The organism is Pseudomonas sp. Z5-35, assembly GCF_051131945.1.
In the GTDB taxonomy this organism is placed as follows: Bacteria; Pseudomonadota; Gammaproteobacteria; order Pseudomonadales; family Pseudomonadaceae; genus Aquipseudomonas; species Aquipseudomonas marvdashtae.
Genome location: NZ_CP071640.1, coordinates 2,706,986 through 2,719,485, shown reverse-complemented (window position 1 = coordinate 2,719,485; position 12,500 = coordinate 2,706,986). Strand labels below are relative to the sequence as shown.

Annotated in this window: 8 protein-coding genes; 1 reads left to right on the top strand and 7 read right to left on the bottom strand. The window is 61.4% G+C overall.

Going from position 1 to position 12,500, the window contains the following annotated elements; genetic code table 11:
- Nucleotides 1–101: 101 nt before the first annotated feature.
- The 7 genes from J3P95_RS12560 to J3P95_RS12530 all read right to left on the bottom strand — a co-directional run bounded on the left by J3P95_RS12560 (nucleotide 102) and on the right by J3P95_RS12530 (nucleotide 10,420).
- Nucleotides 102–1,277 (bottom strand): integrase core domain-containing protein, encoded by a 1,176-nt coding sequence (locus tag J3P95_RS12560; RefSeq protein WP_434576938.1) that lies wholly within the window; start codon nucleotides 1,275–1,277, stop codon nucleotides 102–104.
- Nucleotides 1,278–1,308: 31 nt separating this feature from the next.
- Nucleotides 1,309–3,777 (bottom strand): efflux RND transporter permease subunit, encoded by a 2,469-nt coding sequence (locus J3P95_RS12555; RefSeq protein ID WP_434576940.1) that lies wholly within the window; start codon nucleotides 3,775–3,777, stop codon nucleotides 1,309–1,311.
- 52 nt (nucleotides 3,778–3,829) lie between these two features.
- Nucleotides 3,830–4,933 (bottom strand): WD40/YVTN/BNR-like repeat-containing protein, encoded by a 1,104-nt coding sequence (locus J3P95_RS12550; RefSeq protein ID WP_434576942.1) that lies wholly within the window; start codon nucleotides 4,931–4,933, stop codon nucleotides 3,830–3,832.
- Nucleotides 4,934–5,001: 68 nt separating this feature from the next.
- Complete coding sequence (locus tag J3P95_RS12545; RefSeq protein ID WP_434576944.1) at nucleotides 5,002–6,363, bottom strand: DUF1329 domain-containing protein; 1,362 nt, start codon at nucleotides 6,361–6,363, stop codon at nucleotides 5,002–5,004.
- Between the two features lie 15 nt (nucleotides 6,364–6,378).
- Nucleotides 6,379–8,028 (bottom strand): DUF1302 domain-containing protein, encoded by a 1,650-nt coding sequence (locus J3P95_RS12540; protein WP_434576946.1) that lies wholly within the window; start codon nucleotides 8,026–8,028, stop codon nucleotides 6,379–6,381.
- Nucleotides 8,029–8,108: 80 nt separating this feature from the next.
- The gene (locus tag J3P95_RS12535; RefSeq protein WP_434576948.1) at nucleotides 8,109–8,876 is read right to left on the bottom strand and encodes a coniferyl-alcohol dehydrogenase; all 768 of its coding nucleotides are present in this window, start codon (nucleotides 8,874–8,876) and stop codon (nucleotides 8,109–8,111) included.
- Between the two features lie 71 nt (nucleotides 8,877–8,947).
- Nucleotides 8,948–10,420, bottom strand: a complete 1,473-nt coding sequence (locus J3P95_RS12530) for a benzaldehyde dehydrogenase (RefSeq protein ID WP_434576950.1) — start codon at nucleotides 10,418–10,420, stop codon at nucleotides 8,948–8,950.
- Between the two features lie 283 nt (nucleotides 10,421–10,703).
- Between J3P95_RS12530 and J3P95_RS12525 the strand changes: the two genes are divergently transcribed.
- Entirely contained in the window at nucleotides 10,704–12,473 is a 1,770-nt protein-coding gene (locus J3P95_RS12525) for a sigma 54-interacting transcriptional regulator (protein ID WP_434563526.1), read from the top strand.
- The last annotated feature ends 27 nt before the right edge of the window (nucleotides 12,474–12,500 follow it).

The window sequence follows — 12,500 nt, the reverse complement described above, 5'->3', positions numbered from 1 at the left end:
ATTTCGGTAACGGATATTCACCCCCCACGAAAAATGCCCTGTCCCCTATCACCCCCTAACCCACTGTACGGAACAACCACATGGGTTACAAAAAAGTGCATTCACATAGGTGACACTTTGATTGAAACATAGCCGTTTTTTGCGTCCCGGGCATTGACGTGACCTAGGATCACCGGACCGAAGATAACATTCCATACCCCGTCTTTGATCATCTCCATTCCAATGGTTTGATGCCTGAGCAGGTTCCCCACATATATCCGCAGACCATCTCGATTAATGATTCCGCTACCATCGGCCAGGTAACACTCAACATGGCTCGCATACCCCATTTCCGGTAGTTTCTCCGGGTAAGCTCGGGTTGAGGGGGTATAGCAGGACGCCGGGGTTTTCTGGCCGAGTGCCTCGTGTCCCCGCTCGTGATTGTAGTGCTGCATAAATCGATCAAAGTGTTTTTGCTGAGCCTCCCAGGCAATGGCCGGCGGTTTGGGAAACGTACTCTTCAATGTCCGGTGCATACGCTCATGACGTCCATTTTGATCTGGTCGACCGGGCTCAATTCGCTCAGGAATAATTCCAAGGCGTAGCCACCAGATCGATAACTGCGACAACCCCGCACGCCCCGTGCTCGCAAACGGCACGCCATTATCGGTTCGGATGCGCTCAGGCATCCCATACTCCCGAAAGACGCGCTCGAAGGTTTGCTGGGTCTCCTTGAGATTGGTGTTAGCCATGCTCTCGCAGGCAAGCAAGAAGCGACTGGCATGGTCCATGATCGTCAGCGGATAACACCAGACACCCGCTCCGGTGAGGAATTGGCCTTTGTAATCTGCGCTGAAGAGTTGATTAGGCGATTCTGCCTTACGCAAAGGCTTGGGATAGACAGCGACACGCTGGCGCAACGGTCGAGACGTGATCAGGTCCGCTGCCTTAAGGATGTTGTAGATGGTCGTTTTCGAAGGCGGATCCTGCCCGGGAAAGCGTTTCATCAGATCGTTCTGAATCTTTTTAGGACCCGGAACCGTTTCGCCAGCAGAGCGAAACTCAATGATTGCTTGCCTTACAATCAGCGGCACCACATAGGTCTGGTTGTGCCGGCGCCGACTACGCTCATCGAGCCCACTGGGCCCCTCTAGCTGATAGCGTTCGACCCACTTATAGCCAGTCTTTCGGCTGATCTGATAGTCCTGACACAGCTGGCTAAAGCTGTGCTTTTCAGACAGATACGCCGCGATGAACATCACTTTGAGGTCCATAGGTTTCAGCTCTTTCCAGGGCATGGTCAGATCCTCGCGAAATCGACCATGCCAGTTAATAACTGTTACCTATGTGCTTGAACTGATTTGTAACCCATGTGGGTGAGTCATACCCCCACCGCTCCTGTGGACTCAACGCAGGCTTTTTTAAAAACACCTTCTGCGGCAGCAACCACCAAGCCAATGCCGGCAGCAAAATCAGAGCCCCAAGCATGTTCACCAAAAACATGAAGGCCAGCAAAATCCCCATATCAGCCTGAAACTTGATCGGCGAAAAAGCCCAGGTCGACACCGCCACAGCCAACGTCATCCCCGTCAGCAACACCACTTTCCCAGTGAACAAAAGCGCCTGGTAATACGCCTGGGCCAAGGTATCGCCGGCACGCATCCGAGCCAGGATCACACTCAGTACATAGAGCGCATAATCCACGCCGATCCCCACGCCCAATGCAATGACCGGCAGTGTCGCGACTTTCACGCCCATGCCCAACCCCACCATCAGCGCCTCGCACAGGATCGAAGTAAGCATCAGCGGCAGTATCGCGCACAGGGTGGCGCGCCAGCTACGAAACGTCAGCAAACACAGCAGGCTGACCGCACCGTAGACCCAGAACAGCATCTCGCGCATGGATTTTTTCACCACGATGTTCGTCGCTGCTTCGATCCCCGCGCTGCCGGCCGCCAGCATGAACTTGACCTCTGGCAACGAGTGCCCAGCGATGAACTGCTCACTGGCCTCCACCACGCGGTTCAAGGTGTCAGCCTTGTGATCCGCCAGGTACACGTACAGCGACAGCATCGAGCAGCCCTGGTTGAACAGTTCTCGTGGTGCACGGGTTTGCACGGCGCCCAGCGCGCCGTCGTTGGGGATCAGTTCGTACCATTTGAAGTTGCCTTCGTTGTAACCGGCCGTGGCGATTTTGCTCAGCGCCGCCATCGACGTGGTCGATTCCACGCCGGGCAATTGCTCCAGCTGCCAGGCCAGGGCATCCACCGCGGACAGGCTGGCGTAACGGGTGCATTGATCCTCCGGGGTCTTGATCATGACCACGAAAATATCCGAGCTGGCCGCATAGTTCTGGGTCATGAACAGCGCATCGCGGTTGTAGCGCGAGTCGGCACGCAGCTCCGGAGCGCCGGGGTCCAGGTCGCCGATTTTCAGATGAAGGCTGACGGCAAAACCGAACGCGGCCAACACTAAGCCAACCAGCATGGCGCCAATGGCCCAGCGCCGTTGGGTAAACAGGTCGAGGGCACGCCACAGCGGATGCTTGATCTGCGCCTGTTGCTCGCTGGTTTCCGCACTCAGGCTGCGTTGCGCCGCTGCCGGGCTGACGCCGATGTAGCTGAGCAGGATTGGCAGCAGGATCAAGTTGGTGAAAATCAGCACCGCGACACCCAGGCTCGCGGTGATTGCCAGGTCCTGGATCACTCGGATATTGATCAGCAGCAACACGGCGAAGCCCACCGCATCGCAAAGCAACGCGGTGATGCCAGCGGCGAACAGCCGGCGGAAGGTATAGCGTGCGGCGACCACCCGGTGAGTGCCGCGGCCGATGTCCTGCATGATGCCGTTCATCTTCTGCGCGCCGTGGCTCATGCCGATGGCGAACACCAGGAACGGCACCAAGGCCGAGTACGGGTCGAGCTCGTAACCGAGGACGGCGAGCAGCCCCAGTTGCCAGAGCACCGCAGCCAGTGAGCACGTTACCACCACCAGGGTGCTGCGCACGCAACGGGTGTAGCCAAACAGCACCAGGACCGTCACCAGTACCGCTACCACGAAGAACAGCAGGACCTGGGTCATCCCCTCGATCAGGTCGCCGACGATCTTGGTGAAACCGGTGATGTGAATCCGCAGGTCGTCGGTCTGGTACTTGTCCCGCAACGCCTCCAACTGCCGGGAGAAATCGCCATAGTCCAGCGCCTTGCCCGTCTGCGGATTGATTTCCAACAAAGGAACGAAGATCACGCTGGACTTGAAATTGCCGGCCACCAACTGACCGACTTCACCGGAACGGGCCACATTGGTCCGCACTTGTTCGACGCTGGTGGCCGAGCCATCGTAGTCGTCAGGAATGACGGTGCCGCCATCGAGCCCTTCCTCAGTCACGGCGGTCCAGCGCGTAGTCGGGGTCCACAACGACTTCATGTAGGGTCGATCGACCCCCGGCAGTAGGTAAAGCTCATCGTTGAGCTTGGCCAGGGTGCCGAGATAATCCTTAGTGAAAATGCTCCCGTGCTTGACCTCCACGGCGACGCGCAGCGAGTTGCCCAGGCCGCTCAACTCACTGCGGTTCTCGAGAAAATTGGCGACGTAGGGATGCCCGGTGGGAATGGTCTTCTCGTAGCTGGCATTGATGCCGATGCGCGTGGCTTGCCAGCCGAGCACCAGCGTCACCAGCAGGCACAGCAGGACCACCAGCGGTCGATGGTTGAAGATCGCCCGTTCGGCGAAGTTGCCCGACGCCCGGTCGAAGTCTTCCTGGCGGCCGATCACGGTTTGGATTCTGTCGTCTTTCAAGTTTGACTCCTGTTGCACGAGCCGTGGCCCGATAGCGCTACACCGTGAAGTTTCAAGGTTTACCGGAGGCCCGCGGATCCTGGTCAGCGGCCACGCCGCTCAAACCGACACTCGCCAGGCTGCCGTCGACCGCCTGTTGCACGGCAGCGACCGTCGCGCCGCTGCGGCTTTGTCGCCTGTCAAAGCTGCGACCCTGGTCTTGACTGAATAAAAGCTCTCCGCTCTGGCTGGCCAACAGCAGGCTGCCGTCGCGCAGTTCAAGCGCCGTCGACAGCGTCGATTCGATAGTGGTTTCCAGGCGTCGCCAACTGTCGCCACGGTCGTCGGACCACCAGGCATTGCCCCGTAGACCGTAGGCAACCAAGCCCCCATCGCGGGTGCCGAGCAGGCCAAAAAAGCTGCCCTCGTAAGGTGACTTCAACGCCTGGAAAGACTGCCCGGCATCGGTCGAACGCAACAGCAGGCCGCGCTCGCCCACCAGCAACAGGTCCTTGCCCACGGCGCGGATGCCATAAAAGTTCAAGCCCTGCGGATTGTCCACGTGCCGCATCCACGGCAGCCAGCTTCGGCCGCCGTCGTCGGTGCGGAAGATCTGGTTGTAGGCGCCTACGACGTAGCCGTTCAGGCGGTCACTGAAATACAGGTCGAGAAACGGCTTGTCCGGTCCGTCATCGAGCATCTGCTGTGCCTGCGCCACGTTGGCGGCGCCGCCCGGCCTGCCGGCATCGCGCCCGGCGACCTGCGCCGCAAGGGCGATGGCACGTTCACCGTCGAGTTGCTTCTGCCAGGTCTCGCCGCCGTCGGTGGTATGCAGGACCACGCCAAGATGGCCGACCGCCCAGCCCTGCTCGGCATCGACGAATTGCACCGCGGTCAGGCTGACGCTGACCGGCACCTTGGCCTGGCGCCAAGTCACGCCAGCATCATCGGAGAGCAGCACGATCCCGCGCTCACCGACCGCCACCAAGCGCTCGCCGGCCCGGGCCAGCCCAAGCAATACCGCGCGCTGGGCCTTGGTGGTTGGCAGTGCCGGCTGCTGCAGCACTGCGAATGTCGTCGGCTGCGCGGCCACGGACACGTTTGCCCAAAGGCACAACGCCAAGGCGCAAGCCCCCCAAAGCGGACCGCGACTCACAAAGATTCTTTCAGCTCTCATGTCTTCATCCCGCCTGGAAAATCGTAAGGGCCCGCAGCGAGCCTCACCTCGCCACGGTCGCCACAGGTTCAGCGCATGTTTTCGTTGGCCATCGCATCCGGCGTGAAAAAAGACGCCGAAGGTTTTGCGACTTTCTGGTACTGGACCGCCAGGTCGTTGCTCGATGAGTTGAGGAAGTAAGCACCGGTGTCGAGGTTGTAGCTGCCCCACATGACCTGCGCGGTGAGGGCTCGCAAGTCCGGCGCCAAGAGTGTCAGCGAATACATTTGCCGGCCGAGTTTGCCTTGGGCGTCGTAGCCGTCGACCATCAGGATCTGCCAGGAGTCTTCGTCGACGTAGTAGGTCCGACGCGGCACCACATGGCGCTTGCCAGCTTTGAGCGTGGCCTCGACCACCCAGACCCGATGTTTTTCCCAACGAACCAGATCAGGATTGAGGAAGTTCACCTTGACCAGGTCGTCGCTCTTGGCCAACGCAGCGCGATTGTTGTTGTAGGGGACCATCAGCTCTTTTTTGCCGGTCAGCTTCAGGTCATAGCGGTCGGTAGGCCCGAACAGCATGAACGCTTCGTCGAACAGGCCGACGCCGGAGGTCACGAAGTCCGGCGTGTCATAGGCAATGTTCGGCGCCCGGCGAACCCGGCGCTGGCCGACCAGATACTGCCAGGCGGCACGGTTGGCCGGGTCCAGGTCCCAGTGGGTCATCAGTCCTTCACCGGCCTTGGACGACGGCAACTCAGTGAACAGCTTGCCCAGCAGGTACTTGCCGGAATAGTTTTCCAGGCTGCCGCCTTCGACGTAGTACGGAAATTGATAGGTGTACAGGGCCCGGGTCGCTTGGACTTTCTTGCCACCGGCGGTCATCAGCCAGGTGTCGAAAGGCGAGCTGATGGTGTCGCCGCCCTGCCAGGACAACCGATAGTTCCACAGCACTTGCGCACCGTTTTCCGGAATCGGGAACGGGATGCCACCATAAGCGTTGGCGACCTTTTCGCTGTCGACGTCCAGCGTGGCGCGGCTGGCATTCTTGCTGGTGTTGTCATAGACCCATTGCGGGGCGGCGGCAGAGCGATGGGTCGGGTACACGTCCAGGCGATAGTCCGGGTATTTCTTCAGCAGCAGCTGCGTCCCTTCGGCCAGTGCGCCGGCGTACTGCTGCATGTTCGAAGCCTTGATCGAATACAGCGGCTTCTCGCCGGCGAATGGATCGGGGCGCTTGTCACCGGGTTTATAGCCGGGCGCGACCTGGGTGTAACCGCCCTGCCACGCCGGGATACTGCCATCGGCATTGGCGGCGCGCTCGCCGCCCAGGGGTGTGAGATCGGTTTTCAGGCGTGCGGCCTGTTCAGGCGACACGGCGGCCTGCGCCAGGCCCATGCCGGCCAGGGCGAGGGTCAGGACGCAGGTGTTGAGGAATGCTGGGTTCTGCATGGCGAATCCACCTTATTAGAATGAGGTTTTCACGTAGAGCGAGACGAAGTCGCGGTCGGCCAACGACTGTCCGTAACTGAAATTGCCGTCCTCGCGCAGCCCGGCTTTCGGGGCGCCGAAGAAGTTCACGTAATTGAGGCCGACGTCCCAGCGCTGCAGGTAGGTGGCTTTGAGCCCGACGCTCCAATCGCCGGAATGGGTATTGCCGAAGCCGGATTTGTTGACCGCCGATGAACGCCCGTCCAGCACGATGCCCATGCCGATCGGCACGGTCAGGTCGACGCCGTCGACGATCTGGAAGTACGCCGGCTCCATCAATACCCGCAGCGCCGTGGCGTCGCGAGTGGTGTTAGAGTCCAGCGCCGCGGCGTTCTCGGTCACGCTCAGGGTGCGGTTCCAGGCCAGTTCGGCAAGGGCCGATCCGCCATCCCAGAAAGCAGTTGGCGATAACAGGTAAATCGCCGACAAGTTGGCGTGGGCCGTCTTGCCCCGGGCAAACAACGCGTCGTCGCCGCCATCGGCCTGTATGCCCGGCGTCACCACCTGCAGGTTGCTCACCAGCGGCGCGTTCCAGCGCACCGACGTTTCACCGGCAAAGTTGAACGGACCGTAGGCGGTGGAGAAGCTGACGCCAGCGGTCTTGATGTCTTCGGCGTAGACCTGACGATAGGAACCCAGGATCGGCAACCCCGTGGCAGCAGCCGCCGCGCCGTCCAGATACGCGTACAACCCGATCGGCGCTTTGTCGTGATATTGGGCCGCGTAGAAACCCAACTCCAGTTCGGTGCCGGTCGGCTTGAAGCGGATCTGCATGCCGCCCTGCCCCGAATTGCGCGGCTTCAGGTCCCCGCCATTCACCGTGTCGTTGCCAAACACCTGGCGCAGTGGACCGCTGCCGTAACCGATGGCATCGGCATCGCTCAGGTAGCTGCCGGCGCCGGGCAGGTTGGAACGTTCCCACTCGAACTGATAATAAGCGCCCACCGAAAGCTGCGGGTTGATCTGCAACTGGCCGGAGATCTGATTGACCGGACGCAGGATCTCCTTGAACTGAGTCCCCGGTACGCTAAGCAACTTGACCACGTCGGTCGGGCCTTGGGCATTGGCAATGCCGTTGCCGCCGTAGAACAGGCTTTCCCCGTAGATCAGGCTGTGTCGACCCAACCGCGCCACGCCCTGGGAGTCTTCACCGAGATCACCGCGCACGAACACGAAGGCGTCGAGAATCTCCGCGTCACGGCCGTGAAGCTTGCGGGTTTCACTGAGGAAATGGGTTTGTTCGCTGCTGTCAGTGTCCTGGTTGTAGATATCGTCATACCACGCTGCACCGCTCACCCGCAGTCCGTAATTCTGCCGGCTGAGGTCCATTTCGGAAAACAGGTCCAGGCGGTTGGAGACCAGGCCGCTGCTGAAATTCTTGTCGCCCTGGCTCTGGATCGACGGGTACAACCCGTTGGCGGTTGGCGCGTTGACCAAGCGGCTGTCCTGCCCTTGCAGGCGCCACGCCTGGCTGTACTTGATGGTGTTGTCCCAGCGCAGTTTCCAGTCCGAATCACCCAGGTCCATTTGCATGGCCTCGGTCCTTTCGACCATCACACCGGTGCTGCATAACGCCAGGAACAGGGCGCAGTGCTTGAAACGAAAGCAATCTTTGAGGTTATCCATGGGGCGCTCTCATTATTGTTATTTTTTGGCATGGCGTTGCTGCCAACACGCTCAGGTAGCAGCTCGCGCTGGGGCTCATTTCAGATGTAGGTGGAGGCCAACCCACCATCGACCGGCAAGTTGACGCCGTTGATCCAGCGCGACTCGTCGGCACACAGGAAAGCGATCACCGCCGCCACCTCATCGGCATACGCCGGACGCTTCATGCGATGGGCATCGGCCTGGGTCCGCGCCTCCCCGAGCATGCTCACGAAGTCGTCGAGGATGGGTGTGAACACCGGACCTGGCGCGACACTGTTCATGCGCACCGAATGTTCCAGGAACCAGGGTTGGGCCTGCAGGAAGTTCCAGACGATCAAGGCTTCCTTGAAGTACTGGTAGCAGGTCGAGTCCGGCACCGAATGCTCGGCCAACCAGGTTTGGCCGGCGGCGAAACCGTCGGTGCGCGCCAGCGCCTTGTGCTGCTCAAGACGTAACGGCCACTCGGCGCCAAGGATCGAGGTGACGTTGACGATGCTGCCGCCAGCGTTGATCCGTGGCAGCAATGCATGGCTCAAGTGGCGCAACCCAAGGTAATTGACCCGCGCCAGCAGTTGCGGATTGGCGGTGCCCGGCACTCCAGCAATATTGCATAGGCTGTCAAACCGTGCGGGTAGCTGCGGCAGCAGCCGTTCGATGTTCTCGGCGCTGCTCAAATCGCCCAGCACAAAACCGTCGAGGGTCATGTGCGGGGCCTTGAGGTCCACGCCAATCACCTGGGCGCCATGGGCGCGCAGAAGGCTCGCCGTGGCAGCGCCAATACCCGACGAGACCCCGGTCACCAGCACAATCTTGTTGTCGAGTTTCATGTTGAGTCCTCTTATTGTTTTTGTCTGCTCGCAGGGGCCTCAGCTTATTGGCCCCGTAGAAAACCAGCCCGTCAGAACGGGTAAAGCGGCGCCTTGTCCTTGACGGTCACCCACTGCCATTGGGTGTATTCGTCCCAGTCCGCCGGGCCGCCGACGCTACCGCCATTGCCCGACGCGCCTCGGCCGCCGAACGGATTGACGCACTCGTCGGCGACGGTCTGGTCATTGATGTGCAACATGCCGCACTGCAACCGCTCACCGATGGCCATGGCCCGGCCCACCGAGGGCGAGATGACCGCAGCCGACAGGCCGTACTCGCTGCGGTTGGCCATTTCGATGGCTTCCTCGTCGCTGGAAAAACTGACTACCGTCGCCACCGGGCCGAAGACTTCTTCCTCGAAGGCGCGCATGCCCGGCTTCACGCCGCTGAGCACGGTCGGTTGATAGAACAACCGCTTGTATTCACCGCCTGTTTCCAGCGTTGCCCCGGCGCGCACGCTGTCGCTGACGATGTCGTGCACGCGCAACAACTGCCGCCCATTGATCAACGGCCCGAGCGCCGCTTGCTCAAGGGCAGCGTTGCCCACGGTCAAGGCGCGAGCCTTGTCCACCAGTTTGCGGATCAGGGCCTGGGCGATCGACTCATGGACGAGGATCAAGCCGGTCGCCATGCAGATTTGCCCCTGGTGCAGCCAAGCGCCCCAGGCGGCATTGTTGGCGGCGAGGTCCAGGTCCGCGTCCTCGAGAATAATCAGCGGGTTCTTGCCACCCAACTCCAGCGCGACCTTCTTCAGGTTGCGCCCGGCCACTTCGGCCACTTTGCGACCGGCACCGGTGGACCCGGTGAAAGCGATCATCTTCACGTTGGGGTCGCGGCACAGCGCTTCACCGGCGTCCGCCGCGCCGGGCAATACTTGCAACAAGCCCTTGGGCAACCCCGCTGCTTCGAACAGACGCGCGATGAGAAAGCCGCCACTGACCGGCGTTTGCGGATCGGGCTTGAGCACCACGGCGTTGCCCGCCGCCAGCGCCGGTGCCACGGAGCGCATCGACAACACCAAGGGGAAATTGAAGGGCGAGATCACCCCGACCACACCGTGGGGCAGGCGCCGCGCATAAGACAAGCGCCCCGCTTCGCTGGGCAGCACCACCCCGTGGGCCTGGGACAGCATGCCCGCGGCCTGATGGAGCAGCACGATAGCTTCACGCACCTCGTGCTGCCCCTTGAACAGCGCCGCGCCGGTTTCCCGGGCGACGTAAAGCGCCAGCTCGGCAAAAGATTGTTCAGCCACATCGGCGGCTTTGCGCAAGATCGCCGCGCGGTCCCGCGGGCCAAGGGCCGCCCAGGCCGGTTGTGCCAGCGCTGCGTCGCGGCAGGCTTTGGCGATATCGGCCGCGTCGGCCGTGGCGCTGCGCATCAGCACCTCGCCGGTCGCGGGCTCGATGATCGACAGCAGCGGGCCAGAGGCAGGCACCCAATCACCGTTGAATACACACTGGGACGCGATCACCTGGGACAGCAGGTGGTTTTCGGATGCAGACATTTAAAGCTCCCGGCTCTTTGTTGTTGTCATCGTTTGCCGCGCCTTGCCGACGCTGGCGCAAACGCCGTAGGAGTGCTTGAGCAAGCCGTGTGCCGGTTTCGCCCGCCGGCCTGCAGAAACATCGCGCAGGGCCCTGGATCAACGCTCTGCCCCTGACACAGTGGCTACGCCGCGTCCGGCGAACCCACCACTGGCCGTTCGCCACTTGTTCATTTGATAAAGTTATGCTTAATAACTATCTCGTCAGGTGCTCATTTCGACTACCGCCACCAGGGGCATAACAATGAATAATCCCCACTGTCCGCTGCCGGACCGCATTGCTACCGAGCCTTTTCGTCCGCGGGGCGACAGCAAGGAACTGACCGACAGCAGCTCACCCACCCCGGCAGAACTGACGGACTGCCTGTTTTTTTCGCCTGACGATGGGCGAATCTGGCTCAACGACCAACGCATGTTGCTGCTGCACAGCTCATCCTTCGGCGCATTGCGCCGGGAAATCATCGAGCGCCAAGGACTCGAACAGGCCCGAGGCATGCTCACCCGCACCGGCTATTCCTCCGGCGCCCGGGACGCGCGGCTGATTCGCGAGCGCTGGCCCCGCGCCGATGCCGCGGCGGTGTTTCGCGCAGGCACGCACCTGCATACCCTCGAAGGCATGACCAAGGTCGAGCCACTGCACTTCAAGTTCGACGCGGATTCGGGTTTCTACGAAGGGGAATTCCTCTGGCATCACTCCTGCGAAGCCGACGAGCATGTCGCCGCCTATGGCACCGGGCAGGATCCGGTGTGCTGGACCGAGCTGGGCTATGCCATCGGCTTCGTCAGCGGCTTGTTCGGGCAATTGGTGGTGTTTCGCGAAGTGGAGTGTCGGGGCATGGGACACGAGCGCTGCCGTGTCGTCGGCAAGACCGCCGAGCAATGGGGCGACATCGAGCGCGACCTGAGCTACCTCAATGCATTACCACCAGCGGCGGCCGCGCCGTCCGGCGCCAGGCCAAACCCGATTGCCGCCAGTGACCCGCTGCCGGGCAGCGAGCAACCCTTGATCGGCGCCAGTGCGGCGTTCAACGCGGCGACACTGGCGTTGCAACGGGTCGCCCTGACGCCCGCCACCGTGTTGGTCACCGGCGAGTCTGGCGTAGGCAAGGAGTTGTTTGCTCGGCAGTTGCACCAATTGAGCCGTCGCTGCGAAGGGCCTTTCATCGCGCTCAACTGCGCGGCCATACCGGATAACCTGATCGAGGCCGAGTTGTTCGGCGTCGAGCGCGGCGCCTACACCGGCGCGACCCATTCACGCCCTGGCCGTTTCGAGCGAGCCCATGGCGGCACGTTGTTCCTCGACGAAATCACCTGCCTCAGCCTGGCCGGCCAAGGCAAGCTGTTGCGCGCCTTGCAGGAACGGGAAATCGAACGGATCGGTGGCGGCCATGGCATCAAGGTCGATGTGCGGGTGGTGGCGGCGACGAACATCGATCTGCGCAAAGCCGTCGAGCAAGGCGAGTTCCGTGAAGACTTGTTCTACCGGCTCAACGTCTACCCCATCGCCCTTCCGCCCTTGCGCGAGCGCCGCGATGACATACCGCTGTTGATCAATGCGTTTCTCAAACGCTTTTGCCTGGAATACGGCCGCACGCCGATGGGCCTGACCATGCGGGCCTTGAAGGTTCTGCTGCGCTATGACTTTCCCGGCAATGTGCGGGAATTGCAGAACCTCATCGAACGCGGCCTGATTGCCAGCGAAGAAGGCCAGGCCATCGACCTGGTGCATCTGTTTCGCGATGAACGACTGCCTGTGGACGCGTACTCGGTCGACGACCACGGCGGCTTGTCACCCTTGGGCGCCACGACGAGCGAGGGCACGGCAAAGACGCCGTTGCTCAAGTCCCTTAGTCAGTTGGACGCAGATTTTTCCATTGACGGCCTGGAGTCACGCTTGATCAACGAAGCCTTGCACATGAACAGCGGCAACCTGGCGGCTGCATCCAGGGCGCTGGGGCTGAGCCGGGCGCAATTCGCTTACCGGTTGAAGAAGCATCAACGCGTCGGCGAATGAAAAAAGGTCTGTGGTCCCTCGCCACGG